The sequence below is a fragment of the Streptomyces yunnanensis genome (assembly GCF_029011865.1).
Lineage (GTDB): Bacteria > Actinomycetota > Actinomycetes > Streptomycetales > Streptomycetaceae > Streptomyces > Streptomyces yunnanensis.
On sequence record NZ_CP095749.1, the window covers coordinates 4982772 to 5008805 of the forward strand.

The window sequence follows — 26034 nt, forward strand, 5'->3', positions numbered from 1 at the left end:
GCGGAGTCGGCCGTTACGAGGACGGGGAACGGGGCGGGAATGCAGTCATACGGGGACGAATCGCGGCCATTGGCCACGCTGTCGCTACCCTCGCGGATCGTCATAGGCACGGCGGCCAGCGGCATCGCGGTCGCCGTCCTGATCCATCTCGCGATGATGTTCCTGCACATCGCACCGTCGAACACGCTCAGTAAGCAGCAGGCCGGGCTGATCAACGACTACGTCTACCCCGAGTACGAGCAGAACTGGAAGCTGTTCGCCCCCAACCCCCTCCAGCAGAACACCGACGTCCAGGTCCGCGCACAGCTGCGCACCCAGGACGGCACGGCGCGGACCACCGGCTGGACCGATCTGACCGCCCGCGACGGGCAGGCCATCCTCCACAACCCGCTGCCCAGCCACACCCAGCAGAACCAGCTGCGCCGCGGCTGGGAGCTGCTCTCCAACAACCTCGACGCACAGAACCGCCCGACCGGCGAGCGCGGCGAGAGCTTCGCCCGCTACCTGCGGCGGATCGTGATGCTCCGGATGTCCGGTGAGTGGACCAAGGGCGGCGACCGGGTCGAGCAGGTCCAGATCCGCTCGCGGACCACCCCGGTGCTCCCGCCGCCGTGGAGCGCCGAGAAGATCAGCGACCAGCCCGTCTACCGCCTCCTGCCCTGGTGGCCGATCACCGCGAACGACCTGCCCGAGGGGGCGACCAACAAGTGACGTCACCGACGCCGCAGCAGCCGCGCACCGCCGCCCGGACCCCCGACGCCCCCGCACAGACTCCGCAGGAGGCCCCCGCGGCCTACCAGGAGACCCGCATCGAACGCGCCGTCGGCCGCGGCTTCGCCCGGGTCGCCGCCCGGGCGCTGGCCCCGTACCAGACCGCCGTCATCCGGATCGGCTTCGCCGGCACCTGGCTGCTGTTCCTGCTGCGCGAATGGCCCCACCGGCAGCAGCTCTACGGGCCCGCCGGCCCCTGGGACTTCGGCATGGCGCGCCAGCTGCTCAACGGCAACCACGGCTTCTCCGTCCTGGTGTGGTCCGACGGCCGCGGCTGGTTCGAGTGCGTCTACGTCCTCGCCATCGTGGTCAGCGCGCTGCTGATGCTCGGCTGGCGCACCCGCACCATGTCGGTGCTGTTCATGGTCGGCGTGCTCTCGCTGCAGAACCGCAGCGTCTTCATCGGGGACGGCGGCGACAACGTCATCCACCTGATGGCGATCTACCTCGTGCTGACCCGGTGCGGTCAGGTGTGGTCGCTGGACGCCCGGCGCGCCCGGCGGGCGGCCGCCGCCCCCGGGGAAGACGCCGCGGTCCCGCCCCGCGACCTGACCGGCATCGTCCTGTGGGCGGTGCTCGGCCTCGCCCTCGCCGTGGCCCAGCTGTCCGGCGCCCCCGGCCTCACCTGGTTCGGACACGGGCCGTTCCCGCACTTCGGCTGGAGCCTGGCCCTGTGGGGACTGTGGGCGACGCACGGCCTGTGGTGGGCGGTGCGACGGCACGCCCCCGGGGAGCCCCGGATCGTCCTCGACACCCTCGCCAAGCTGGCGCACAACGCCACCCTGCTGGTGATCATGGTCGAGGTGTGCCTGGTCTACGCCACCGCCGGCTGGTACAAGATCCAGGGCTCGCGCTGGCAGGACGGCACCGCCGTCTATTACCCGATGCACCTGGACTACTTCTCCCCCTGGCCGGAGCTGTCCCAGCTGCTCGGCGGCAACGGCCTAGTGATCATGCTGATCACCTACGGAACGGTGATCTTCCAGGTCGCCTTCCCGTTCACCGTCTTCAACCGGCGCCTGAAGAACGCGCTGCTGGTCGTCATGATCTGCGAGCATCTCTCGATCGCGTTCCTGCTGGGGCTGCCGTTCTTCTCCCTGGCGATGATCACCGCCGACGCCGTCTTCCTGCCGACCAACTTCCTGACCTGGCTCGGCGGCCGGCTCACCCGCCTGCGCCGCCGGCTGTTCCGACGCACCGGCGACCCCAGCGCGGGCACCGGCGACCCCAGCGCGGGCACCGGCGACCACGGCCCGGGCACCGCCGCCGGGGGCGCCGGGCCGGAGGCCGCCGTCCGGTCCGGCAGCGATGGCCAGCCGCTCGTGGGGTGAGCAGCGGAACCACCGCCCCCGCCGTGCCCCTCCCGTAGGACGAGGGGCACGGGCCCGAGACCGGCGTCGGGCCGCACCCGTGGCCCCGGCCGCGGGAGGCCCGCTACGCCCCGGGCCGCTCGCCCACGGCGACCGCCGCAACGTCGTCGATCGCTACCGCTGCTCCACGAGCGCGACGGTCGTCTGCCAAGCGCCGCGCTCTCACCTCGCTCGGCGGCCGTCCCGGCCAAGTCGGCCGGCAAGCCGGACAGCCGGTCCGCACGAGCGGCGAACGACGCCAGGGGAGCACGGGTGCCTCTCAGGCCGACCGGAGATCCACGGGTGCCCGGTGAGCCGACTTCTCTGAGCCTGCCGCTCTTTGCGAGAACCGGCGTTGTGGGCTCCTGTCGCCGACGTCCCCTCGCCAGACGGCTGTGGTTGAAGGGCCCGGGCCCTGGTAACGGCCGTGAGCCGTAGTCTGATGTGGTGAGCGAGGACGAGATCACCACAGTCGTGCGACAGTGGCGGGACACTGCCCCTGAGATGGTGCTGCTGGACGGTTTTCATGCCGTGAAGCACGCTCTCCGCTTCGAGGCGGACGTCCGCCTGGCGATCTCCAGCGACAAGGGCTCCGTCCTGGCGTTGGCAGATGAGTTGGCCGACGACCTCACCCACCGGATCGGCGATCTCGTGACCGAGGTGCCGGCCGGAACCCTCCGGGATCTTGTGCCGAGGGTGCATCCCACCCAAGTGGCCGGTCTGGCCGTTCGACCCGACCTCCACCGCAATCTGGAGACCCTGTCGAGGACCCCGCGGCCGGCTCCGATCGTCGTCCTGGAGAACCCCCGCAACCTCGGGAACGTCGGCGCCGTGGTCCGGCTCGCGGCGGGGTTCGGCGCCACCGGCGTGGTCACCACCGGCGACATGGACCCGTGGCACCCCAACGTGGTGCGGGCAGCGGCGGGCCTTCATTACGCGACCGCGGTCGAGAGCCTCCCGCTCGACGATCTACCGCCGGGGCCGGTGTACGCACTGGACCCGGAGGGGGACGACATCAGATCCGTGGTGCTTCCTGATGACGCGCTGCTGGCGTTCGGGTCGGAGCGGCACGGCATCTCGCCGGAACTCCGGAAGCGGGCCACCCGGCTCGTAGCCCTCCCGATGAGGCCCCAGGTCTCCAGCTACAACCTGGCTACGAGCGTCGCCATGGCGCTCTTTCACTGGGGCGGCCCGCCTCCGGCGCCGTGAGCAGTCACGGCGGCGCCGCGGCGTGATGGTGACCGACCGTCAGCACGTCCGCCACCACCCGGGCACCGCGGAACCGGCCTCCCGGGCCGCCGCCGAGGGGCTGCCGATCGTTGGGATCGGGGCCCGGAACGCGTCCGGGCCCCGGGGCCTCACGCCTCCCGCCGCACCTCCACCGTCCGGAACCGGTTCGCCACGAAGGCGCCGTCGCACAGCGCCGCGTTGGCCGCCGGATTGCCGCCCGAGCCGTGGAAGTCGGAGAACGCCGCCGTCTGGTTCACATACACCCCGCCGGTGAGGTTCACCGACAGCTGGGCGCACTCCTCCAGGCAGACGTCCTCCACCATCCGCTCCACGTCGGCCGAGGTGGTGTACGCGCCGACCGTCATGGCGCCCTTCTCCCGGACCGTGCGACGCAGCAGCGCCACCGCGTCGACGGCGGAATCGACCGCCACCGCGAAGGACACCGGACCGAAGCACTCCGACAGATACGCCGCCTCGGACTCCGGCTTGGCGCCGTCGAGCTTGACGATCAGCGGCGTGCGGACCGTGGCCCCCGGGAACTCCGGGTTCACCACCTCGCGGGCGGCCAGCGCCACCTCACCGAACCCGGAAGCCTCGTCGATCCGCGCCTTGACCTGCGGATTGACGATCGCGCCGAGCAGCGCGTTGGCCCGCGCGTCGTCGCCCAGCAGACCGCCGACCGCGCCCGCCAGATCACTGACGACCTCGTCGTACGACTTCGGGCCGGCGTCCGTGTCGATGCCCTCGCGCGGGATCAGCAGATTCTGCGGGGTGGTGCACATCTGGCCGCTGTAGAGCGACAGGGAGAAGGCGAGGTTGCTGAGCATGCCCTTGTAGTTGTCCGTGGACTCGATGACCACGGTGTTGACGCCGGCCTTCTCGGTGTAGACCTGCGCCTGGCGGGCGTTGGCCTCCAGCCAGTCGCCGAAGGCGGTCGAGCCGGTGTAGTCGATGATCCGGACCTCGGGCCGGACCGCCAGCGTCTTGGCCAGCCCCTCGCCCGGCCTGTCCACCGCCAGGCACACCAGATCGGCGGGGAAACCGGCCTCGGCGAGCACCTCCCGGGCCACCTGGACCGTCAGGGCCAGCGGCAGCACGGCGCGCGGATGCGGCTTGACCAGCACCGGATTGCCGGTCGCCAGCGAGGCGAACAGGCCCGGATAGCCGTTCCACGTCGGGAAGGTGTTGCAGCCGATCACCAGGGCCACGCCGCGCGGCACCGCCGTGAAGGTCTTGGTCAGCTCCAGCGGGTCCCGCTTGCCCTGCGGCTTGGTCCATGCCGCCTTCTCCGGGGTGCGGGTCTGCTCCTCGTAGGCGTACGCCACGGCCTCCAGGCCGCGGTCCTGGGCGTGCGGCCCGCCCGCCTGGAACGCCATCATGAACGCCTGGCCGCTGGTGTGCATCACGGCCTGCGCGAACTCGTGGGTGCGGGCGCTGATCCGCGCCAGGATCTCCAGACACACCGCGGCGCGCGCCTCCGGCCCGGCGTCCCGCCACACGGGGAGCGCGGCCCGCATGGCCGGCAGCAGCACCGACGCGTCCGGGTGCGGATAGGTGATGCCCAACTCCGGCCCGTAGGGCGAGACTTCCTCGCCCGCCCAGTCGTCCGTGCCGGGCTGGTCGAGCGCGAAACGGGTGCCGCGCAGCGCCTCGAAGGCGGCGAGGCCGTCCGGGGCGGCGCTCTCGCCGTACGCCTTGGGGTGCTCGGGATGCGGGGACCAGTACGCGCGGGTGCGGATGGCTTCCAGCGCCTTGTCGAGGGTCGGGCGGTGCTTCTCGATCAACTGGGCTGCGGTCATTTCGGCGGCCATCGATGACCAACTCCTCGTCGACTGCGCGGAAAGTGGATAGGGGCTGGGAGTGACACAGCAACGGAGTTAGAGTAACCGAACGATCGGTCGGGGCAAGAGGGTCCGGCCATCCTGTGGAAAACTCGGTCGGGGAGGATCAGCTGCCATGACGGCAATCGGCATCGACACCACCGTGGCAGTGGTGGGCACCGGCACCATGGGGCAGGGAATCGCGCAGGTGGCACTGGTCGCCGGCCACCCCGTACGGCTCTACGACAGCGCCCCGGGCCGCGCCGCGCAGGCCGCCGAGGCCATCGTGCGGCGGCTGGACCGGCTGGTGGAGAAAGGCCGGATCCCGACGGCCGAACGGGACGCCGCCCGCGCCCGCCTCTCCCCGGCCGAAGGGCTCGCCGAACTCTCCGACGCGGCACTGGTCGTCGAGGCGATCCTGGAACAACTCCCCGCCAAACAGGAGTTGTTCCGCTCCCTGGAGGACGTCGTCCCGGCGGACTGCCTGCTGGCCACCAACACCTCCTCCCTGTCCGTCACCGCGGTCGCCGGCGCGCTCCGGCACCCCGGTCGCTGCGTGGGCATGCACTTCTTCAACCCCGCCCCGCTGCTCCCCCTGGTGGAGATCGTCAGCGGCTTCGCCACCGACGACACCGCCGCAGCCATCGCCTACGACACCGCCGCGGCCTGGGGAAAGACCCCCGTGCGCTGCGCCGACACCCCCGGCTTCATCGTCAACCGCATCGCCCGCCCCTTCTACGCCGAAGCGCTGCGCGTCCACGAGGAGCGGGCCGCCGACCCCGCCACCATCGACGCCGTCCTGCGCGAGGGCAGCGGCTTCCGGATGGGCCCGTTCGAACTCACCGACCTCATCGGACAGGACGTGAACGAGGCGGTCACCCACTCGGTGTGGACGGCCTTCTTCCAGGACCCGAAGTTCACGCCCTCCCTGGCGCAGCGCCGCCTGGTGGAGTCCGGGCTGCACGGCCGTAAGTCGGGGCGCGGCTGGTTCGACTACGCCGAGGGCGCCGCGCGGCCCGAGCCGGCGACCGCCGCGGCCTGCCCGCCCCCGGCCTCGGTCGCCCTGCACGGGGAGCTGCCCGGCCCCGCCGCCGCGCTGCCCGCGCTGATCGAGGACGCCGGGATCAAGGTCCTCCGCAACGGCGCAGCGGGGGAGCCCGAAGGCTTCGTCCGGCTGCCCGGCGGGGCCCGGCTCGCCCTGACCGACGGCGATCCGGCCACGCGCCGGGACCGCTGCCCCGGTCTCCGCTTCGACCTCTCGCTCGACTACCGGGCCGCGACCCGGATCGCCCTGGCCCCCTCGGCGACGGCCTCGAAGGCGGACCTCGCCGAGGCCGTCGGCCTCTTCCAGGCGCTCGGCAAGCAGGTCAGCGTGATCGACGACGTCCCCGGCATGATCGTCGCCCGCACGGTCGCGATGATCGTCGACTTCGCCGTGGACGCCGCGGCCCGTGGCGTCGCGACCCCCGAGGACATCGACACCGCGATGCGGCTCGGCGTGAACTACCCCGGTGGCCCCATGGAGTGGGTCGAGCGGCTCGGTGCCCGCTGGGTCAGCACGCTGCTGGACTCCCTGCACCGCCAGAATGCCGGGGGACGCTACGTACCGTCCCGGGCGCTGCGGCGCCGTGCGGATCTCGAGGAATTGGTGCTCTAATCATGACCATGGCCAAGCGCGACGCCTACACGCCCGATTCGCTGCTCGCGGTCTCCGTCGAGGTGTTCATCGAGCGCGGCTACGACGGCACCTCCATGGAGCACCTCTCCAAGGCGGCCGGCATCTCGAAGTCCTCGATCTACCACCACGTGCGCAGCAAGGAAGAGCTGCTCCGCCGCGCGATAAGCCGCGCCCTGGACGGGCTCTTCGGTGTGCTGGCGGAACCCGGCGCCCAGGAGGGGCGGGCGATCGAGCGGCTGGAGTACGTCACCCGGCGCGAGGCCGAGGTGCTGATGGACGAACTTCCCTACGTGACGCTGCTGTTGCGGGTGCGGGGGAACACCGACACCGAGCGGTGGGCCATGGAGCGCCGCCGCGAGTTCGACCACCGGGTCGCGGCGCTGCTGAAGGAGGCCGCGGCCGACGGCGACCTCCGGGACGACGTGGACGTCCGGCTCGCCACCCGCCTGCTCTTCGGCATGATCAATTCGATCGTGGAGTGGTACCGGCCCGGGCGCGGCGGCGCCGCGAGTCGCGACGAGGTCGCGGAGGCCGTGGTGCGGACGGCGTTCACGGGGTTGCGCAAGGTCTGAACGGGGCCGCGCCCACCGGGGCCGCCTCAGACCCCTTCCCGCCCCTCCTCCAGCCCCAGGTCCGTCTCCTCGAAGACCAGCAGCGTGCGGGTGCTCAGCACCTCCGGTATGGACTGGATCCGGGTCAGGACCAGCTCCCGCAGCTCGCGATTGTCCTTGGTATGGACCAGCAGCAGCACGTCGAAGTCGCCGCTGACCAGCGCGATGTGGGCGGCCCCGGGCAGCGCGGTGAGCTGCTTGCGCACGGTCCGCCAGGAGTTCTGGACGATCTTCAAGGTGACGTAGGCGGAGGCCCCCTGACCAGCCCTTTCCTGGTCGACGAGGGCGCTGAAGCCGCGTATGACGCCGTCGTCGAGCAGCCGGTTGATCCGCGCGTAGGCGTTGGCGCGGGAGACGTGCACCTGCTCGGCGACGGAGCGTATCGAGGCCCGGCCGTCGGTCCGCAGCAGGCGCAGGATGGCGCGGTCGATGGTGTCCAGGGGGCGGGCGGCCGGAGCAGACGGGGCGGGCGCCGTCGACGGCTGCCCGCCCGGATTGGCCATCTGTTCCTCCGGCATGTGCTCCCGCCTCCCCTTGATGGACTCCCTGTCTTCATCACAAGCCGTGGAGGACCGTTTGTCCACAGGCTGAACCCGCCTGTAGCCAAAATGCATCGGCGACCGAACAATCGGTAGGGAGGGGTCACCCACCCCGACTGTTCGCGTTCCGCCCGGCCTCCCCCGCCACCGCCGGGAGGCACCCCCGCTCGCCCCCACCCCGTGAGGCGCATCGCGCCACCCCTTCGATGACGAGGAGGTGCCCGTCATGACGGTCCTTGAGCAGCCCGGCAGCAGCAGGCACACCAGTGGCCCTGCCGGCCCGCCGCCCGCCTGGCGGCCGCGCGTCGATCCCGCGCCCCTGCTGCCCGAGGCCGAGCCGCATCGCCTCCTGGGCACGGACGCCGCCCGCCGGCTCGACCCCGCGCTGCTGAAGCGGCTCTACACCGAGCTGGTGCGCGGCCGCCGGTACAACACCCAGGCCACCGCCCTGACCCGACAGGGCCGGCTGGCGGTCTACCCCTCGTCCGCGGGCCAGGAAGCCTGCCAGGTCGCCGCGGCCCTCGCCCTCGACGAGCAGGACTGGCTCTTCCCCAGCTACCGCGACACCCTCGCCGCCGTCGCCCGCGGCCTCGACCCCGTACAGGCCCTGACCCTCCTGCGCGGCGACTGGCACACCGGCTACGACCCGTACGAGCACCGCATCGCCCCCCTGTGCACCCCGCTCGCCACCCAACTCCCGCACGCCGTGGGCCTGGCGCACGCCGCCCGCCTCAAGGGCGACGACGTGGTCGCCCTGGCGATGGTCGGCGACGGCGGCACCAGCGAGGGCGACTTCCACGAGGCGCTCAACTTCGCGGCCGTCTGGCAGGCCCCGGTCGTCTTCCTCGTACAGAACAACGGCTTCGCGATCTCCGTGCCGCTGGCCAAGCAGACCGCCGCGCCGACCCTCGCCCACAAGGCGGTCGGCTACGGCATGCCCGGCCGCCTGGTGGACGGCAACGACGCCCCCGCCCTGCACGAGGTCCTCACCGAAGCGGTCCGGCGGGCCCGTGAGGGCGGCGGCCCCACCCTCGTCGAGGCCGTCACCTACCGCATCGACGCCCACACCAACGCCGACGACGCCACCCGCTACCGCACCCAGGCCGAGGTCGAGTCCTGGCGGGCCCACGACCCGATAGCCCTCCTGGAGCGCGAGCTGACCGACCGCGACCTGTTCACCGAAGAGTTCGCCACCGCCACCCGGGACGGCGCCGAACGGCTCGCCGCCGACCTCCGGGAGCGGATGCACACCGAACCGCCGCTGGACCCGATGGACCTGTTCGACCACGTCTTCACCCAGCAGACCGGTCAACTGCGCGCCCAGGCGGCCCAGTTGCGCGCCGAGCTGGACGCCGAGGCCGAAGGGCACCCCGAGACCACCACGGGCACCGCCACGCCCGCCCAGGAGGCCAGGCCATGACGACCACCACCGCGCCGGCCGCGCGCAAACCGGCCACCATGGCGCAGGCGCTCACCCGCGCGCTGCGCGACGCCATGGCCGAGGACCCCGCCGTCCATGTGATGGGCGAGGACGTCGGCACCCTGGGCGGCGTCTTCCGGGTCACCGACGGCCTGGCCGAGGAGTTCGGCGAGGACCGCTGCAGCGACACCCCCCTCGCCGAGGCCGGCATCCTGGGCACCGCCGTCGGCATGGCGATGTACGGGCTGCGGCCGGTCGTGGAGATGCAGTTCGACGCCTTCGCCTACCCGGCGTTCGAGCAACTGATCAGCCATGTCGCCCGGATGCGCAACCGCACCCGCGGCGCGGTCGCCATGCCGCTGACCATCCGCATCCCCTACGGCGGCGGGATCGGCGGCGTCGAGCACCACAGCGACTCCTCCGAGGCGTACTACCTCGCCACCCCCGGCCTCCAGGTCGTCACCCCCGCGACCGTCGAGGACGCCTACGGGCTGCTGCGCGCCTCCATCGCCTCCGACGACCCGGTCGTCTTCCTCGAACCCAAGCGGCTCTACTGGTCCAAGGCCGACTGGTCGCCGGACGCGCCGGCCCCGGTCGCCCCCATGGGCCGGGCCGAGATCCGTCGCCGCGGCAGCAGCGCCACCCTCATCACCTACGGCCCGTCGCTGCCCGTCTGCCTGGAGGCCGCCGAGGCCGCCCGCGCCGAGGGCTGGGACCTGGAGGTCCTCGATCTGCGCACGCTGGTGCCGTTCGACGACGACACGGTCTGCGCGTCCGTGCGGCGCACCGGCCGGGCCGTGATCGTCCACGAGTCCAACGGCTTCGGCGGCCCCGGCGGCGAGATCGCCGCGCGGATCACCGAGCGCTGCTTCCACTACCTGGAGGCGCCGGTGCTGCGCGTCGCCGGTTTCGACATCCCCTACCCGCCGCCCATGCTGGAGCGGCACCACCTCCCCGGTGTGGACCGGATCCTGGACACCGTCGCCCGCCTCCAGTGGGAGTCGCGCTGGACCGAAGGACGTGGTGCGTGATGGCCGAGGTGCGCGAGTTCACCCTGCCCGACCTGGGGGAGGGCCTCACCGAAGCGGTGATCGTGCAGTGGCTGGTCGAGGTCGGCGACGTGGTGGCCGTCGACCAGCCGGTGGTGGAGGTCGAGACCGCCAAGGCGATGGTCGAGGTGCCGTGCCCGTACGGCGGGGTGGTCACCGCCCGCTTCGGCGAGGAGGGGGCCGAAGTCCCGGTGGGGGCACCCCTGGTGACGGTCGCGGTCGGAGCGGTGCCGGACGACCTCGCCGGAGACGAGGGGGGCACCCCCTGCGCATGGGGGTCCCCCCGGTCGAGCGCAGTCGAGAGTGGGGGAGGAGTTGACAGCGCGGTGGCGGGCCCCGGCGGCCCCGCCACCGCACCGGCCCCGGCGCCCCCCGAGGCCGGGGAACCGCAGGACTCCGGTTCGGGGAACGTCCTGGTCGGCTACGGGACGAGCAGCTCCTCGGCCCGACGCCGCAGGATCCGGCCGGGCGCCCCCGAGGGCCCCGCGCACCGGCCCGCCGCGCCCGCGCCCCTCGCCGCCGCGGCCGGTCCCGCCCCCACCACCGAGGCCAACGGCACCCGCACGGTGGCCGTCATCTCGCCGCTGGTCCGCCGCATTGCCCGCGAGCACGGCCTGGACCTGCGGGAGGTGCGCGGCACCGGACGCGAGGGGCTGATCCTCCGCACGGACGTCGAGTCCGAGGTCCGGGCGCGGGCGGCGCGCGAGCCGGTCGCCGTCGCGGCGGCCGGACCCGTCCCCGGGGAGGAGCGGATCCCGCTCAAGGGCCTGCGCGGCGCCGCGGCCGAGAAGTTCCGCCGCAGCCGCCACGAGATCCCCGACGCCACGTGCTGGGTGGACGCCGACGCCACCGAACTCCTCGCCGCCCGCCGGGCGATGAACGTGCCGGGCGCCCCCAAGGTGTCGCTGCTGGCGCTGCTGGCCCGCATCTGCACGGCCGCGCTCGCCCGCTACCCCGAGCTCAACGCGACCGTCGACACCGCGGCCCAGGAGATCGTCCGGCTGCCCGCGGTCCATCTGGGCTTCGCGGCGCAGACCGACCGCGGCCTGGTGGTGCCGGTCGTCCGGGACGCCCAGGACCGCACCGTCGAGCAGCTGTCCGCCGAGATCGCCCGGCTCACCGACGCCGCACGGGCCGGAAAACTGTCCCCCGCCGAGCTCTCGCACGGCACGTTCACCCTCAACAACTACGGCGTCTTCGGCGTCGATGGCTCCACCCCGATCCTCAACCACCCCGAGGCGGCGATGCTCGGCGTCGGCCGGATAGCCGCCAAACCCTGGGTGCACGAGGGCGAGTTGGCGGTCCGGCAGGTGGTCCAGCTGTCGTTCACCTTCGACCACCGGGTGTGCGACGGCGGTACCGCGGGCGGTTTCCTGCGCTATGTCGCCGACTGCGTCGAGCGGCCCGCGCTGCTGCTGCGCGGGAGGTGACGGCCCCGCGGCGGCCGGCGGTGTGAGCGCGTGGCACCCGGCGATACTCAAGGGGTGAGCGAGCACACCGACTACGACGCGATCGTGCTGGCCGGAGGGGCGGCCCGACGGCTCGGCGGGGCGGACAAACCCGCCCTGCCGGTCGGCGGCCGCGCCCTCCTGGACCGGGTCCTGGCCACCTGCCCCGACGCCGCGGCCACCGTCGTCGTCGGCCCCGCGCGCCCGACCGCCCGCCCCGTGGTCCAGGCCCTCGAAGACCCGCCCGGCGGCGGCCCGCTCGCCGCGCTCGACGCCGGGCTGCGGCACACCACCGCCCCCACCGTGCTGGTGCTCTCCGCCGACCTGCCGTTCCTGACGGCCGGGACGGTCCGCGCCCTCCTCGAAACGGCGACCACCGGCGACGATCCACCCCCGGACGGGGCGCTGCTGCGCGATGCGGAAGGGCGGGACCAGCCGCTGGTGGCCGCCTACCGGACGGCCCCGCTGCGCCGCGCGCTGGACCGGCTGCGGTCCGCCCACGGCGCCCTGACCGGCCTGCCGCTGCGCCCGCTGCTGACCGCGCTGGCGCTGGTCCGCGTCCCGGACACCACGTCCACGGCGTCCTTCGACTGCGACACCTGGGAGGACATCGGCACGGCACGTGCCCGGATCAGGGAGCATGGACACGTGTTGGACGAATGGATCACGGCAGTCAAGGCCGAACTGGGCATCGACCTCGATGTCGACACGGCGGCACTCCTCGACCTCGCGCGGGACGCGGCGCACGGCGTCGCCCGCCCGGCCGCGCCGCTGACGACCTTCCTGGTCGGCTACGCGGCGGGCCGCCAGGGAAGCGACGTGGCGGAGCTGTCGCGGCAGGTCGCCGCGCTGGCCGACCGCTGGGCGGCGGAGGCCGCGGCCGAAGAGGCCAGAACGGCGCCGGCGACCGGCTCCGGATCCCCGGCTGAAGAAGCGCAGTCCGCGGAATGACCGAGGGCGAGCACGGCGACCCGTTCGGCGACGAGTTCGCCGACGCGCTCGCCCTGGCCAACGGCACCCCGCCGGGCCGCCGACCCGCCGGATCCGGCGACCGGACACCCGGCGGCGCGGCGCCCGGTCCGTACCCCGTCGCCCGCGCGGGATCGCCGAGGCCCGGCGACGATCCCGCGGCCGGCGGCACCGACCGGGACCGCCCCGCCGGGCCCGGCGACGTCCGCGACACCGCCCCCGCCCGCCCCGGCAAGCGGTCCACCGGCCGCTCCGGCACGCCGTGGCGCACGGCCCGGGACATCGCCGAACACGCGGTGCACGAACCACCCGGCCCCGGGACGGCCGCGCTCGCCGACGCGCTCGGCCGCACGCTCGCCGCTCCCCTCACGGCCCTCACCGACCTGCCCTCGTTCGACACCTCGGCGATGGACGGCTGGGCGGTCTCCGGCCCCGGCCCCTGGCGCCTCGACCACGCGGCGGACGACACCGGCACCGACCCGGACACCGGCATCCTCGCCGGCCACGCCACCACCGCGGCGCTCCCCGACGGCCATGCCCTCCCCATCGCCACCGGAGCCCGCATCCCGGCCGGCGCCACCGCGGTGCTGCGCAGCGAACACGGCGAGGTCCTCGAACTCCCCGACGGCCGGGCCCGGCTGTACGCGCCGCGGCCGGTGCCGCCGGGTCAGGACATCCGCCCGCGCGGCCAGGAGTGCCGGTGCGGCGACCACCTGCTGCCCGCCGGCACCCTGGTGACCCCCGCGATCCTCGGCCTGGCCGCGGCGGCCGGCTACGACGAACTCTCCGTCCACCCCCGGCCCCGCGTCGAGGTGCTCGTCCTCGGCGACGAACTGCTGCGCAGCGGACTGCCGGAGGGCGGCCGGATCCGCGATGCACTCGGCCCGATGCTGGTGCCCTGGCTGCACGCCCTGGGAGCCGAGGCGGTGCCCCTGCGGCACCTCGGCGACGACGCCGACGCGCTGCACGACGCTCTCGCCGGGTCCACCGCCGACGTGGTCCTCACCACCGGCGGCACCGCGTCGGGCCCCGTCGACCATGTGCACCCCACCCTCCGACGGCTCGGCGCGGAACTCCTGGTGGACGGCGTGGCGGTGCGCCCGGGCCATCCGATGCTGCTGGCCCGCCTCGCCCCGCGCCGGCACCTCGTCGGTCTCCCCGGCAACCCGCTGGCCGCCGTGTCCGGCCTGCTCACCCTCGCCGAGCCGCTGCTCCGCACGCTCGCCGCCCGCCACCCCGCCGCGCCCTACCGGGTGCCGCTGGCCGCCGCGGTCTACGGGCATCCGCACGACACCCGGCTCGTCCCGGTGGCCTACCGCGACGACGACCGGCACGGGCTGGTGGCCGCGCCGCTGCACTTCCACGGGCCCGCCATGCTGCGCGGGATCGCCGCCGCCGACGCGATGGCCGTCGTCCCGCCGGGCGGCGCGGAGCCCGGCACCGAGGTCGAACTCCTCGAACTGCCCTGGCCGGCGGGCTGGTCGGCGGGTTGGCCGACCCCGGACACCTCCTACGACCCCGCAGCCCCCTCCGGAGGCGCCGCGTGAAGCTCCCGTCCCACGACGCCGCGGCCCGCGAGGTCCCCGAGGACCGCTCCCACCGGGTGATACTGCCCCGCCGCACCCCGAAGGCGCCGATACGGCAGGTCGCCCGACGGCTGACGATGGCCCTGCTGGTGCTCGTCGCGACGGTCTTCATCGTCTGGATCGACCGCGAGGGGTACCACGACAACGCCGGTGGCACCCTGGACCTGCTCGACTGCGTCTACTACGCCACCGTCACGCTCTCCACCACGGGTTACGGCGACATCGTCCCCTACAGCGCCAGCGCGCGGTTGCTGAACATCCTGCTGGTCACGCCGCTGCGCGTGCTGTTCCTGATCATCCTGGTCGGCACCACGCTGGAGGTGCTGACCGAGCGCACCCGTGAGCAATGGAAATTGACCCGCTGGAGAAACGCCTTGCGCGATCACACCGTCATCGTCGGCTTCGGGACGAAGGGCCGGTCCGCCGTCCAGACCCTGTGCGCCACGGGTCTGCCCCGGGACCGGATCGTCATCGTCGACCCCAGCACCAAGGTCGTCGAGTCCGCGGTGTCCGAGGGGTTCGCGGGCGTGGTCGGCGACGCGACGCGCAGCGATGTGCTGCTGAGGGCCGAGATCCAGCGCGCGCACCAGATCGTCATCGCCACCCAGCGCGATGACACCGCCGTCCTGGTCTCGTTGACCGCGCGTCAGCTCAACAAGCGCGCCAACATCGTCGCCGCGGTGCGGGAGGAGGAGAACGCGCCGCTGCTGCGGCAGTCCGGTGCCGACGCGGTGATCACCTCGGCCAGCGCGGCCGGGCGGCTGTTGGGCCTCTCGGTGCACAGCCCCAGCGCGGGCGCCGTCATGGAGGACCTGATCCAACAGGGCAGCGGCCTGGACCTGGTGGAGCGGCCGGTGGTCAAGTCCGAGGTCGGCAAGTCCGTTCGGGAGACCGGCGACCTGGTCGTCTCCGTCCTGCGCGGCCACCGGCTGCTGGGGTACGACGACCCGGCGGCGAGCCCGCTGCAGGCCGCGGACCGCCTGATCACCATCGTCCGCGCCGCCGCGGAGGAGCCCGCCGTCCCCGGCAAGCCGCCCGGCAAGCCGACGCTGCCCGGCACGGGGGTCTCCCCCATGCGTCCGGCGGACGAGTGACGGATCGTGGGACGGGGGCTGTGGACCGGACGTGACGGGCCGTGACCTGTAGCGAAGCCCCGCCCCGCCCTTTCGCCCCATGGCCGGTCGGCGAGTAGCCTCGCGCCCATGCGAGCGATCACAATCCCCGAGCCCGGTGGCCCCGAAGCCCTCGTCTGGGCCGAAGTGCCCGATCCGCAGCCCGCAGAGGGAGAGGTCCTGATCGAGGTCGCGGCCAGTGCCGTGAACCGCGCCGACCTGCTCCAGCGCCAGGGCTTCTACGACCCGCCGCCCGGCGCCTCCCCGTACCCCGGCCTGGAGTGCGCGGGGCGGATCGCGGCGGTCGGGCCCGGCGTGCACGGTTGGGCGGTCGGCGACGAGGTGTGCGCGCTGCTGGCGGGCGGCGGCTACGCCGAGAAGGTCGCCGTCCCGGCCGGCCAGGTGCTGCCGCTGCCGGCCGGCGTCGACCTCGTCACGGCCGCCTCGCTCCCCGAAGTCGCCTGCACGGTCTGGTCGAACGTCTTCATGATCGCGCACCTGCGGCCCGGCGAGACCCTGCTGGTCCACGGCGGCGCCAGCGGCATCGGCACCATGGCGATCCAGCTCGCCAAGGCCGTCGGCGCGCGGGTCGCGGTCACCGCCGGCGGTCCCGAAAAGCTGGCCCGCTGCGCCGAGTTGGGCGCCGACATCCTCATCGACTACCGCGAGCAGGACTTCGTCCAGGAGATCCGCAAGGCCACCGACGGCAAGGGCGCGGACGTCATCCTCGACATCATCGGCGCCAAGTACCTCCAGCGGAACGTCAAGGCGCTGGCGGTCGCCGGCCGGCTGGCGATCATCGGCCTGCAGGGCGGCGTGAAGGCCGAGCTCAACCTCGCCGCGCTGATCTCCAAGCGCGCCGCGATCACCGGCACGGGTCTGCGGGCCCGCCCGGTGAGCGAGAAGTCCGCCATCGTCGCCGCGGTCCGGGAGCACGTCTGGCCGCTGATCGGCAACGGCCAGGTCCGCCCGATCGTGGACCGGACCCTGCCGATGGCGGAGGCCGCCGAGGCGCACCGCGTCGTGGACGCCAGCAGCCACTTCGGCAAGGTCGTGCTGACCGTCTGAGCGCGGCCCGCCCGTCGCCCCCGGGGCTCCGAACGCCCCTCGCCCCTCCCCGTGCCGGCAGGTCACTCCGCCGATCTGCCCGAGATGCCGCGGTCTCACCGCTGTGTGACGCTGGGCACGTCACTCGACGGCTCGGCACGGGAGGGGCACCGTGGTCGCTGCAGGATTCCGTTCGCGTATTGCCTCAAGTCTGCTGGTGGTTGCCGCCGCTCTGCCCGTCTCCCTGACCGCCGGCCCCGCGCTGGCGCTGGACAGCCAGCCCACCCCGGCCGCCCGCCCCGATGGCCCCACGGACGATCACGCGACGGATCGCGCACTGCCCGCCGGCCGCCTGGGGGAGCTCTACCCCGGCCGCCCCGGCGTGCCCGACCGCCTACCGGACTTCCCCAGCGCCGACGACTTCCGGGACCTTCCGGACCACGCCCTGGGTCTCTCCGGCACCCTGCCCGGTTTCCCGCACCACCCCGGCGGGCCGTTTCCCCATGGATCGCGCCACCACCGGCATCACCCGTTCGGCAGAGTCTTCCCTTGGCGTTCGGACCCTCCGGTCCCCGGTGACGACTCCGCGGACGCGGGCGCCCCCGCGCCGTCCGACTCGCCGAGTGCCCCCGCGATCGACCCCGTGCAGCTGCCGCCCGGCCGGTCCGAGCAGCCGACCTCGCACGACGGTGCTTCCTCGACCTCGCCGGAGCCCGGCCCGGCCCCGGCCGAATCGACGCTGCCGTCCTCCGAGCGCCCGCGTGACCTGGCCGGCGCCCCCGCTCCGAGCCCCTACGGGCAGGCACCCTCGCCCTCCCCCGAGCGGGAACCGGACAACTCCCTGGCCGGTCCGGAGCCGGCGGCCAGCCCCTACGCCATCGACGCCCCCGGAACCAAGGTCGAGCGGGTTCTCCCGATGGGCGCCGGGATGGCACTCACGGGCCTGGGCCTCGCCTTCCTCGGCCTCCGTCTGCGGCGTCGTTGAGCCCCCGTTCCCGGTCAAGCGACGCACCGTCGTTTCACGTGAAACGGCATGACCTTGTGGTTTCCCGTGAAACGAGGGGAGGAGTCGTTTCACGTGAAACGGCCGGGATGCTGCGGTTTCACGTGAAACCGCACGCCGAAAGCGCCAGGTGAAAGCCGCGTGACCGTCCGAAGCCGATCCGCCGTTCCGGAAAGGGTGGATCACCTTTTGACAGGGGCACCACCGTTCTAGACGTGCTCGTACGAGAGAATGGCGGCATGGATATGCCGATGAACGAACGGTCGCAGGAGAACCAGCACGTCCTGGTCGTCGGCCCGGACGGCATGGCGCTCGGCAGCGCCGGCTCCGGTGGCGGGGACGAGGGCGACGAGCCCCGTGAGGTGCCGGTGACGGACATGGTCGAGCAGCCTGCGAAGGTCATGCGCATCGGCAGCATGATCAAGCAACTGCTGGAAGAGGTGAAGGCCGCTCCCCTCGACGAGGCGAGCCGGGTGCGCCTCAAGGAGATCCACGCCAGCTCGGTCAAGGAGCTGGAGGACGGGCTGGCACCTGAGCTGGTCGAGGAGCTGGAGCGGCTCTCGCTGCCCTTCACCGAGGAGTCGGTGCCGACCGAGGCCGAGCTGCGGATCGCCCAGGCCCAGCTGGTCGGCTGGCTGGAGGGACTCTTCCACGGCATCCAGACCGCGCTCTTCGCCCAGCAGATGGCCGCCCGCGCCCAGCTGGAGCAGATGCGTCGTGCGCTGCCGCCGGGCATCCCCGCGGACGGGCACCAGGAGCAGCCCGGTCATGGCGGCGCCCGCTCGGGCCCCTATCTCTGATCGCGGCGTCCGGACGCCCACAACGGCCGGAGGGGCCGGCACGCATCGCGCGTGCCGGCCCCTCCGCTGTCAGGGTCTGCTGTGGTCAGCTGCTGCGACCGGTCGAGACGGTCAGCTCGATGGTGTCGTTGCTGCGCGGGTCCCACCAACTGACGGCTGCGGGCGTCTGTTCCGTGACGGTGTTCTTGGGCCAGAGCCCGTCGTTCACTTCCCTGACCACCCTGTACTTCCACCCGGCGGCCTCGATGCACTGCTTGACCGACTCCAGGTTCTTGCCCTTGAAATAGGGGAAGAGGACCTTGCCCTTCAGGCTGTCGCTGACGGCCGGCGTCGCGTTGGTGCACTCGGTGACCCGGATCGTCGCCGTCTTGTCCTCGGGGCGCGTGCTGGCGGTGGGCGACGAGGAGTAGGAGTACGCGGACGTCGGGGTGTCGGTGCCGCCACCGCCGTCGCTGCCGGCGCTCAGGCCGATGCCGATCGCTATCGCGGTGACCACGACCACGCCCACCACCGCCGAGACGATGACCACCGGGCTGTTGTTCTTCCGGGGCCGTGCCGGCGGCATCGAGCCCGTCACCGGCGCGGGCGGGCCGGGGAAGGGCGGCGGCGGGGCCTGGAAACCGGCGCCGACGAACGGCGCGGGCGTCGGGGCCGGGCCGGGCGCCGGTGTGGGGTAGGCGTTGTTCACCGGCGGCGGCGTCGAGGGACCGAAGGCCGCCTGCGTCGGCTGGTACGGCTGCTGGACGTTCGGCGGTGCCGGGGTCTGCGGATTGCCGGAGGCGGTGGGGAACACCGCGGAGGAGACCGAGGCGCCGCTGGTGCGGGCCCGCGGGCCCTCGCTGATGATCAGCGGCGTCGCCCCGGACTGGCCGGAGCCGGCGATCCGCAGGCACTCGTCCCGCATCGCCTCGGCGGTGGGGAACCGTTCGTTGGGGTTCTTCTTCAGCGCCCTGGTCACCAGCGCGTCCACCGCGGGCGGCAGCGAGCGGTTGATGCTCGACGGGACCGGCGGCTCTTCCTGGACGTGGGCGTAGGCGATGGCCAGCGGGGAGTCCGCGTCGAACGGCAGCTGACCGGTCAGCAGCTCGAAGAGCATGATGCCGACCGAGTACAGGTCGGAGCGGGCGTCCACGCCGCGGCCGAGCGCCTGCTCGGGCGAGAGGTACTGCGGGGTGCCGACGACCATGCCGGTCTGCGTCATCGACGTCACGCCGGACTGCATGGCGCGGGCGATACCGAAGTCCATGACCTTGACGACATTGCGCTTGGTCATCATGACGTTGCCCGGCTTGATGTCCCGGTGGACCAGGCCCATCTCGTGGCTCGCCTCCAGCGCGGCGAGCACGTCGGCGGTGATTTTCAGCGCCTTTTCCGTCGGCATCGCGCCGTGCTGGGCGATGTCGCCGTCGAGCACGGAGCGCAGCGGCTGGCCGGAGACGTACTCCATGATGATGTACGGGACCATGCCGCCGTCGAGCTCGTCCTCGCCGGAGTCGAAGACCGAGACGATGTTGGTGTGGGTGAGCTTCGCCACTGACTGCGCCTCGCGGCGGAAGCGCTCGCGGAACGCCTGCTCGCGGCCGAGCTCGGTGTGCAGGGTCTTGATTGCGACCTCGCGGTCCAGCACGCTGTCATAGGCGAGGTGCACGGAGGCCATGCCACCTGCACCAAGAAGATCACGAAGCTGGTAACGTCCACCGCCGACCGAACGGCCCTCGAATTGGCCCTGAGCGCCGTCCTGGCTCATCGTCCCGCTTCCCCCTGGGCGCACTGCCCGTATGTCCAGCGATCAAATCTAGGATTCCGCAGCCAAGTCTGCCCCAGGCCGCGGACACGTCAAGCTGTGTGCCCGTTCCGTGACCAGATGTGCAAGATCCGGGCACGATCGTGGAGGGTTCGGTGCCTCCGGTCACCCCTGGTGAACTTGCCACACTTGGTAAGAGGAAGGTTTGATGGCCGGTCCACGACGGACCGGTGGGTGCCGCGGAACCTGTAGCGTGCTCTAGCGAAGACCGAGACCTTACCGCTGTGATGCGGATCGATTCGACGGCGAGGACCGATGGCACCGACGCAGAGCCCCCAGGGGCCGTCCGATCCTGACGCCACCGGCTCCAATGTCCCGGACGCACCGGAGATGTGGGGCAACGGCGGACTGGTCGGTGACGGCCGCTACCGGCTGACGCGCCGGCTGGGCCGCGGCGGCATGGCGGAGGTGTTCGCCGCCGAGGACGTACGCCTGGGCCGTACCGTCGCCGTGAAGCTGCTGCGCGCCGACCTCGCCGAGGATCCGGTGTCCAAGGCCCGCTTCACCCGCGAGGCACAGTCCGTGGCCGGCCTGAACCACCACGCGGTCGTGGCCGTGTACGACTCCGGCGAGGACTTCGTCGGCGGCAACACCGTGCCCTACATCGTGATGGAGCTGGTCGAGGGCCACACCATCCGCGATCTGCTGCTCAACGCCGACGCCCCGCCGCCGGACCAGGCGCTGATCATCGTCTCCGGGGTGCTGGAGGCGCTGGCCTACAGCCACCAGCACGGCATCGTGCACCGCGACATCAAGCCCGCGAACGTGATCATCACCAACAGCGGCGCCGTGAAGGTGATGGACTTCGGCATCGCCCGTGCCCTGCACGGCGCGCAGTCGACCATGACGCAGACCGGCATGGTCATGGGCACCCCGCAGTACCTCTCCCCGGAGCAGGCGCTCGGCAAGACCGTCGACACCCGCTCCGACCTCTACGCCACCGGCTGCCTGCTCTACGAACTCCTCGCGCAGCGGCCGCCGTTCACCGGTGAGACCCCGCTCTCGGTCGTCTACCAGCACGTCCAGGACATGCCGGTGGCGCCCTCCCAGGTCGCCGACTCGGTGCCGCCGGAGTTGGACGGCCTGGTCATGCGGTCGCTGGCCAAGGACCCCGACGACCGTTTCCAGAGCGCCGAGGAGATGCGCGGTCTGGTCCAGTACTCGCTGCAGATGCTGCACGAGCAGGGCGGCCACACCGGCACCTGGAACACCGGTCCGGTCGCGATGCCCGAGGGCGGCCACACCATGGCCCTCCGTGGCGGCGTCGCCGAGACCACCGCGCTGTCCCACCCCGACGCCGGGCAGACCGCGGCGCAGCCGATGCTGGCGCCCGGGATGCGGGACGACGACGGCGGTTTCGAGGGCGGCTACCGCCAGGCCAAGGGCGGCCGGGGCAAGGCGTGGCTGATCGCGGTGCTCGCGCTGATCGCCATCGGCGTGGGTGTGGCCTTCGCGCTGCAGAACACCGGCGACAGCGGGCACAAGCCCAAGACGCCGATCACGCAGTCCCCGCAGCCCTCGGAGTCGGACCAGACCACCGAGCCGCCGACGGACGAGCAGACCACCCCGGAGACCTACCCGGGCGGCACCAGCGGTGGCGGGAACACCTACACCCACCGGCCGAGCCGCGAGCCCAGCACCCGGCCGTCGTCCGAGCCGCCCAGCTCGGAGCCGCCGAGCTCGGAGCCGCCGACCAGCACCACCGGCGGGACGACCACCGGCGGGACCACCGACGGCGGCACCACCGGCGGCGGTACGACGGACGGTGGCACCACCGACGGCGGGACCACCAACGGTGGGACGACCAACGGTGGCACCACCAACGGTGGGACGACCAATGGCGGGACGACCAACGGTGGCACCAACAACGGCGGCACCACCACCGGCGGCGGTACGCCGCCGCTGGGCGGGACGACCGCCGGCTGACCGAGGGACGGGCTGACGCCTCGCGCGTCAGCCCGTGAAGGCCCTCCGCACGGCCGGATACGCGCGGGTCCACCACACCGCCAGCGCGGCCGCGGCGGGGAACTGCGGATCGGTGCGTCGGTCGCCGAGCCGGTAGCGCCAGGTGAGCATCCAGAAGTCGTTCAGCCGCTCCCACCAGACCCGGTGGACGGCCGCGGCCAGCTCGTCGGCACCGGCGCCGCACACCCTGCGGTAGGCGCCCGCGTACGCGGCGACCTTCGCCAGGTCCAGCGTCCCGCAGGGGCGGACGAAGAAGATCGCGGCGGCGCGCACCGCCTCCTCGGCGCGGGGCTGGACGCCCAGCCGGTCCCAGTCGACGATCGCGGCCGGTTCGGTGCCGCGGTAGAGCACGTTCAGCGGGTGGAAGTCGCCGTGCACCCAGCCCGCCGGGGGCTCCGCGCCGGGCGCCGGGCGGCGGTGCGCCTGCCGCTCCAGCAGGGTCCGGCGCTCCAGCAGACGGTGCTCGGCGAGCTCGTCGAAGCTGGTGCGGGGCCGGGCGCCGCGGGCCAGTGCCAGCAGCTCGTCGATCGTCTCGAAGGTCCGCTCGGGGTCGGCGGCGGCGTCCGTGCCGGGCGGCCGCGGCGGCGCCGGTTCATCGGCCATGACCTGCTCCAGCGTGGTGTGGACGAGCCCGAGCAGGGCGCCGAGCCGGCGCGACTGACCGACGGTCAGCACCGCGCCGCTCAGGTGCCGGCCCTCGATCCAGGGGTGCAGGGCGTAGCAGCGGCCGTCCAGCACGGTGAAGGTCCGGCCGTCCGCGCCCGTCACGGGAGGGACGACCGGCAGACCGAGCCCGGCCAGCCGGCGGGTGGCGCGGTGCTGCCGGGTGAGGGCGGCGCGGTCGCCGTCGAGGTGGTGTTTGAGGAAGTAGCGGCCGCGGGTCGTGGCGAGGAAGTAGCCGTGGTTGAGCAGTCCCTCGGCGACGGGCTCGCAGGACAGCGGTGCCCCGGCGCTGTCGTAGTGGCGCAGCAGGGATCCGAGGGTGTCGCGGTCGGGCGTCGCCGCCGACCGGACTACAGATGAGCGCAGCACGCGCCAGATGTTAGATCAACGTCGCCCAGTGGAGTGGGCGTACCGGAAAGCCTTACAGAGGGTGTGCATATCCGAAGACCGGGACATCTGTGAGGTGATGCAGCGTCACGAACTCCGGTTCTATCCGCAGGAAGACCGGGTCGTACGGGACCCCGTCGGCCAGCCGCGGGGTGCGGCCGAACAACTCCCGTTCGGCCGGGGCGGGTTCGATGACCCGGGCGGTGCCGGTGAACTGCACGGACCAGGTGTCGCGGGCACCGCTGTTGACGTTGTCGGCCTCGTACGCGACGACGCTGCCGTCCAGTGCGCGGTGGTAGTCGTAGCCGCGGTGCAGCCGCAGGATCACGCGGTCGTCGACGACGATGTGCCGGGTGACGGTGGTGAAGGGGAGCGCCCGGCGGCTCGCCGACACACGGCCGTAGGGGGTCCTGCTGAGCAGCTCGATGGCACGGAAGACGTCGCTGGGCATGATCCCACCCTGCCCGCCCGGCGGGGCGGCGGATAGGGGCGGCAGCCCCAGGTCGGAGGGACGTTGGTCCCTGTGTCCTTGCCGCGGAATCACCGCCTCCGCGGCCGTGGCCGGAGTTTTTCTCCTGGTCAGCGCCGTTCGGCCTGCATGCGGGCAACATAGGCGGCGGCCTGCGAGCGGCGTTCCATACCGAGCTTGGAAAGCAGGCTGGAAACGTAATTCTTGATCGTTTTTTCGGCGAGATGGAGTCGTTCGCCGATTGCGCGATTGGTCAGTCCCTCGCCGATCAGATCGAGGATCTTGCGTTCCTGCTCGGTGAGGTTCGTCAGTCGGTCGTCGCCCTTCGCGGCGCTGCCGTCGCGGAGTCGTTCCAGGACGCGGGCGGTGGCCACCGGGTCGAGCAGTGATTTGCCGGCCGCCACGTCGCGGACCGCGGAGAGGAGTTCGCTGCCCCGGATGGCCTTGAGAACATAACCGGACGCACCGGCCATGATCGCGTCAAAGAGGGCCTCGTCGTCGGCGAACGAGGTGAGCATCAGGCATTTGATGTCCTCGTTCTGCGAGCGGATCTCACGGCAGACCTCGACACCGCTGCCGTCCGGGAGCCGGACGTCGAGCACGGCCACGTCCGGACGCGTCGCAGGGATCCTGACCAGCGCATCGGCCGCGGTGCCGGCCTCGCCGACCACCTCGATGTCTTCCTCGACCGAGAGCATTTCGTGGACGCCCCGCCGGACCACTTCGTGGTCATCGAGCAGGAAAACCGTGATTTTTCCGTCTTCGCGCACATCCCCAGTCTCACACATCAACTCTTCCCGTGCTCCAGGTCACCGATATAACGTGCCGTTGTCCCGGCGGCCTGCAACGCTGTGACCAGGAGTTGTTCCCAGCCTTCGCGATTTACTTGGAAATCCAAGCAAAATCGCAGGTCAGCGCCATTTCCACTTCGGCTTTGACAATGGGTAACGTGCAATGAGCAGGCCACTCCGGGGCGCTTTGTTCCACCCGGATCCGGCCGCGTTCGCACACACCCCGTGCGCCGTATCGGATACCGGGTGAGCCGCAAACGGCCACCGGCGGACCCCGGGGGCCGGACAGACGGAGGAGCAGCACGTGACCGTGGAAGGCACTGCCGAGCGGAAAACCGCCCGCGGCGGCAGCAAGCGCACCACCGCCAAAAAGGCGACGCCGACGAAAAAGGCGACGCAGTCCGGGACCAGGAACAGCGCCCGGCCGGACGAGGCGGAGCAGGACCAGCTCGTACAACTGCTGACCCCCGAAGGGAAGCGGGTCGAGCACCCGGATTACGCGATCGACCTCTCTCCCGAGGAACTGCGAGGTCTGTACCGCGACATGGTGCTGACCCGGCGTTTCGACGCCGAGGCGACCACCCTCCAGCGTCAGGGCGAGCTGGGCCTGTGGGCCTCGCTGCTGGGCCAGGAAGCCGCCCAGATCGGCTCGGGCCGCGCGCTGCGCGACGACGACTATGTCTTCCCCACCTACCGGGAGCACGGCGTGGCATGGTGCCGCGGCGTCGACCCGACGAACCTGCTGGGCATGTTCCGCGGTGTCAACAACGGCGGCTGGGACCCCAACAGCAACAACTTCCACCTCTACACCATCGTCATCGGGTCGCAGACGCTGCACGCGACCGGCTATGCGATGGGCGTGCAGAAGGACGGCGCGGATTCCGCGGTCATCGCGTATTTCGGTGACGGCGCCTCCAGCCAGGGCGACGTCGCCGAGTCCTTCACCTTCTCCGCGGTCTACAACGCCCCGGTCGTCTTCTTCTGCCAGAACAACCAGTGGGCGATCTCCGAGCCCACCGAGAAGCAGACCCGCGTCCCGCTCTACCAGCGCGCCCGCGGCTTCGGCTTCCCCGGCGTCCGGGTCGACGGCAACGACGTCCTGGCCTGCCTGGCGGTGACCAAGGCGGCGCTGGACCGGGCGCGCACCGGCCAAGGCCCCATGCTCGTCGAGGCGTTCACCTACCGGATGGGTGCCCACACCACCTCCGACGACCCGACGCGGTACCGCGCCGACGAGGAGCGGCTGGCCTGGGAGGCCAAGGACCCGATCCTGCGGCTGCGGAAGTACCTGGAGGCCGAGGGCTTCGTCGACGACGCGTACCTCGCGGCGATCGACGAGGAGAGCGAGACCCTGGGCAAGCGGGTCCGCGATGCCGTACGGGCGATGCCCGACCCGGACCACATGGCGATCTTCGAGAACGCCTATGCAGACGGGCACGCGCTCGTCGACGAGGAGCGCGCGCAGTTCGCCGCCTACCAGGCGTCGTTCGCCGACGCCGAAGCCGCCGCGGAGGGGAACTGAC

Annotated in this window: 22 protein-coding genes and 1 pseudogene; 17 read left to right on the forward strand and 6 right to left on the reverse strand. The window is 72.4% G+C overall.

Features of this window, described 5'->3' with window-relative positions; translation table 11 throughout:
• Positions 1-39: 39 nt before the first annotated feature.
• From MOV08_RS21655 to MOV08_RS44205, 4 genes and pseudogenes are all read left to right on the forward strand, one after another.
• Positions 40-711 carry a DUF5819 family protein gene (locus MOV08_RS21655; protein ID WP_275308581.1) on the forward strand — a complete coding sequence of 224 codons (672 nt, stop codon included), beginning with the start codon at positions 40-42 and terminating at the stop codon, positions 709-711.
• The gene (locus MOV08_RS21660; protein ID WP_275308582.1) at positions 708-2102 is read left to right on the forward strand and encodes an HTTM domain-containing protein; all 1395 of its coding nucleotides are present in this window, start codon (positions 708-710) and stop codon (positions 2100-2102) included. The genes MOV08_RS21655 and MOV08_RS21660 overlap by 4 nt, the downstream gene beginning before the upstream one ends.
• A 522-nt stretch (positions 2103-2624) precedes the next feature.
• The gene (locus MOV08_RS21665; protein WP_107080460.1) at positions 2625-3329 is read left to right on the forward strand and encodes a TrmH family RNA methyltransferase; all 705 of its coding nucleotides are present in this window, start codon (positions 2625-2627) and stop codon (positions 3327-3329) included.
• A 13-nt stretch (positions 3330-3342) separates the two neighbouring features.
• Positions 3343-3528: pseudogene (locus MOV08_RS44205) on the forward strand (hypothetical protein); the annotation flags it as partial.
• Here the strand turns inward: MOV08_RS44205 and paaN are convergent.
• Complete coding sequence (gene paaN / locus MOV08_RS21675; RefSeq protein ID WP_039634818.1) at positions 3479-5161, reverse strand: phenylacetic acid degradation protein PaaN; 1683 nt, start codon at positions 5159-5161, stop codon at positions 3479-3481. The pseudogene MOV08_RS44205 and the gene paaN overlap by 50 nt on opposite strands.
• 145 nt (positions 5162-5306) lie before the next feature.
• Between paaN and MOV08_RS21680 the strand changes: the two genes are divergently transcribed.
• Both MOV08_RS21680 and MOV08_RS21685 read left to right on the forward strand, forming a co-directional pair.
• Positions 5307-6827, forward strand: coding sequence for a 3-hydroxyacyl-CoA dehydrogenase (locus MOV08_RS21680; RefSeq protein ID WP_275308583.1), 1521 nt, complete (start codon positions 5307-5309; stop codon positions 6825-6827).
• Positions 6828-6829: 2 nt separating this feature from the next.
• Complete coding sequence (locus MOV08_RS21685; RefSeq protein WP_039634822.1) at positions 6830-7420, forward strand: TetR/AcrR family transcriptional regulator; 591 nt, start codon at positions 6830-6832, stop codon at positions 7418-7420.
• A gap of 26 nt (positions 7421-7446) precedes the next feature.
• Here MOV08_RS21685 and MOV08_RS21690 read toward each other — a convergent pair whose 3' ends face one another.
• A complete protein-coding gene (locus MOV08_RS21690; protein ID WP_039634824.1) occupies positions 7447-7977 on the reverse strand; it encodes an Lrp/AsnC family transcriptional regulator in 531 nt (176 codons plus the stop codon).
• A gap of 247 nt (positions 7978-8224) precedes the next feature.
• Between MOV08_RS21690 and pdhA (MOV08_RS21695) the strand changes: the two genes are divergently transcribed.
• From pdhA (MOV08_RS21695) to MOV08_RS21735, 9 genes are all read left to right on the forward strand, one after another.
• Positions 8225-9418 carry a pyruvate dehydrogenase (acetyl-transferring) E1 component subunit alpha gene (gene pdhA / locus MOV08_RS21695; RefSeq protein ID WP_275308584.1) on the forward strand — a complete coding sequence of 398 codons (1194 nt, stop codon included), beginning with the start codon at positions 8225-8227 and terminating at the stop codon, positions 9416-9418.
• On the forward strand, positions 9415-10449 hold the full coding sequence (locus MOV08_RS21700) for an alpha-ketoacid dehydrogenase subunit beta (RefSeq protein WP_275308585.1): 1035 nt from the start codon (positions 9415-9417) through the stop codon (positions 10447-10449). Before pdhA (MOV08_RS21695) ends, MOV08_RS21700 begins: the two co-directional genes overlap by 4 nt.
• Positions 10449-11897 (forward strand): dihydrolipoamide acetyltransferase family protein, encoded by a 1449-nt coding sequence (locus MOV08_RS21705; protein WP_275308586.1) that lies wholly within the window; start codon positions 10449-10451, stop codon positions 11895-11897. Before MOV08_RS21700 ends, MOV08_RS21705 begins: the two co-directional genes overlap by 1 nt.
• 54 nt (positions 11898-11951) lie before the next feature.
• Complete coding sequence (locus MOV08_RS21710; protein ID WP_275308587.1) at positions 11952-12866, forward strand: NTP transferase domain-containing protein; 915 nt, start codon at positions 11952-11954, stop codon at positions 12864-12866.
• Positions 12863-14431, forward strand: coding sequence for a molybdopterin molybdotransferase MoeA (locus MOV08_RS21715; protein WP_275308588.1), 1569 nt, complete (start codon positions 12863-12865; stop codon positions 14429-14431). Before MOV08_RS21710 ends, MOV08_RS21715 begins: the two co-directional genes overlap by 4 nt.
• Complete coding sequence (locus tag MOV08_RS21720) at positions 14428-15564, forward strand: potassium channel family protein (protein WP_039634836.1); 1137 nt, start codon at positions 14428-14430, stop codon at positions 15562-15564. Before MOV08_RS21715 ends, MOV08_RS21720 begins: the two co-directional genes overlap by 4 nt.
• A gap of 108 nt (positions 15565-15672) precedes the next feature.
• Entirely contained in the window at positions 15673-16650 is a 978-nt protein-coding gene (locus tag MOV08_RS21725) for an NAD(P)H-quinone oxidoreductase (RefSeq protein WP_039634838.1), read from the forward strand.
• A gap of 196 nt (positions 16651-16846) precedes the next feature.
• The gene (locus tag MOV08_RS21730; RefSeq protein ID WP_275308589.1) at positions 16847-17614 is read left to right on the forward strand and encodes a hypothetical protein; all 768 of its coding nucleotides are present in this window, start codon (positions 16847-16849) and stop codon (positions 17612-17614) included.
• A 257-nt stretch (positions 17615-17871) separates the two neighbouring features.
• The gene (locus MOV08_RS21735) at positions 17872-18432 is read left to right on the forward strand and encodes a bacterial proteasome activator family protein (RefSeq protein WP_174717883.1); all 561 of its coding nucleotides are present in this window, start codon (positions 17872-17874) and stop codon (positions 18430-18432) included.
• A gap of 85 nt (positions 18433-18517) precedes the next feature.
• Here MOV08_RS21735 and MOV08_RS21740 read toward each other — a convergent pair whose 3' ends face one another.
• Positions 18518-20179: a protein kinase domain-containing protein gene (locus tag MOV08_RS21740; protein ID WP_275308590.1), complete on the reverse strand. Its 1662-nt coding sequence runs from the start codon at positions 20177-20179 to the stop codon at positions 18518-18520.
• Between the two features lie 312 nt (positions 20180-20491).
• Between MOV08_RS21740 and MOV08_RS21745 the strand changes: the two genes are divergently transcribed.
• The gene (locus tag MOV08_RS21745) at positions 20492-22162 is read left to right on the forward strand and encodes a protein kinase domain-containing protein (protein WP_275308591.1); all 1671 of its coding nucleotides are present in this window, start codon (positions 20492-20494) and stop codon (positions 22160-22162) included.
• Between the two features lie 27 nt (positions 22163-22189).
• On the opposite strand, the gene MOV08_RS21750 is transcribed toward MOV08_RS21745, so the two are convergent.
• From MOV08_RS21750 to MOV08_RS21760, 3 genes are all read right to left on the reverse strand, one after another.
• On the reverse strand, positions 22190-23233 hold the full coding sequence (locus MOV08_RS21750; protein WP_073446595.1) for a phosphotransferase: 1044 nt from the start codon (positions 23231-23233) through the stop codon (positions 22190-22192).
• Positions 23234-23285: 52 nt separating this feature from the next.
• Positions 23286-23702, reverse strand: a complete 417-nt coding sequence (locus MOV08_RS21755) for a pyridoxamine 5'-phosphate oxidase family protein (protein WP_039634849.1) — start codon at positions 23700-23702, stop codon at positions 23286-23288.
• Positions 23703-23830: 128 nt separating this feature from the next.
• Positions 23831-24490 carry a response regulator gene (locus MOV08_RS21760; protein WP_275308592.1) on the reverse strand — a complete coding sequence of 220 codons (660 nt, stop codon included), beginning with the start codon at positions 24488-24490 and terminating at the stop codon, positions 23831-23833.
• A gap of 325 nt (positions 24491-24815) precedes the next feature.
• Between MOV08_RS21760 and pdhA (MOV08_RS21765) the strand changes: the two genes are divergently transcribed.
• A complete protein-coding gene (pdhA, locus tag MOV08_RS21765) occupies positions 24816-26033 on the forward strand; it encodes a pyruvate dehydrogenase (acetyl-transferring) E1 component subunit alpha (protein WP_039634853.1) in 1218 nt (405 codons plus the stop codon).
• The last annotated feature ends 1 nt before the right edge of the window (position 26034 follow it).

Excerpts from the sequence above, each read along its gene's own strand:
- MOV08_RS21715 (WP_275308588.1), top strand. The coding sequence starts at position 12,863 with ATGACCGAGGGCGAGCACGGCGACCCGTTCGGCGACGAGTTCGCCGAC.
- pdhA (WP_275308584.1), top strand. The coding sequence starts at position 8,225 with ATGACGGTCCTTGAGCAGCCCGGCAGCAGCAGGCACACCAGTGGCCCT.
- MOV08_RS21740 (WP_275308590.1), bottom strand. The coding sequence starts at position 20,179 with ATGAGCCAGGACGGCGCTCAGGGCCAATTCGAGGGCCGTTCGGTCGGC.
- MOV08_RS21725 (WP_039634838.1), top strand. The coding sequence starts at position 15,673 with ATGCGAGCGATCACAATCCCCGAGCCCGGTGGCCCCGAAGCCCTCGTC.
- MOV08_RS21735 (WP_174717883.1), top strand. The coding sequence starts at position 17,872 with ATGGATATGCCGATGAACGAACGGTCGCAGGAGAACCAGCACGTCCTG.
- MOV08_RS21680 (WP_275308583.1), top strand. The coding sequence starts at position 5,307 with ATGACGGCAATCGGCATCGACACCACCGTGGCAGTGGTGGGCACCGGC.
- MOV08_RS21665 (WP_107080460.1), top strand. The coding sequence starts at position 2,625 with ATGGTGCTGCTGGACGGTTTTCATGCCGTGAAGCACGCTCTCCGCTTC.
- paaN (WP_039634818.1), bottom strand. The coding sequence starts at position 5,161 with ATGGCCGCCGAAATGACCGCAGCCCAGTTGATCGAGAAGCACCGCCCG.
- MOV08_RS21745 (WP_275308591.1), top strand. The coding sequence starts at position 20,492 with ATGGCACCGACGCAGAGCCCCCAGGGGCCGTCCGATCCTGACGCCACC.
- MOV08_RS21700 (WP_275308585.1), top strand. The coding sequence starts at position 9,415 with ATGACGACCACCACCGCGCCGGCCGCGCGCAAACCGGCCACCATGGCG.
- MOV08_RS21705 (WP_275308586.1), top strand. The coding sequence starts at position 10,449 with ATGGCCGAGGTGCGCGAGTTCACCCTGCCCGACCTGGGGGAGGGCCTC.
- MOV08_RS21755 (WP_039634849.1), bottom strand. The coding sequence starts at position 23,702 with ATGCCCAGCGACGTCTTCCGTGCCATCGAGCTGCTCAGCAGGACCCCC.
- MOV08_RS21690 (WP_039634824.1), bottom strand. The coding sequence starts at position 7,977 with ATGCCGGAGGAACAGATGGCCAATCCGGGCGGGCAGCCGTCGACGGCG.
- MOV08_RS21685 (WP_039634822.1), top strand. The coding sequence starts at position 6,830 with ATGACCATGGCCAAGCGCGACGCCTACACGCCCGATTCGCTGCTCGCG.
- MOV08_RS21655 (WP_275308581.1), top strand. The coding sequence starts at position 40 with ATGCAGTCATACGGGGACGAATCGCGGCCATTGGCCACGCTGTCGCTA.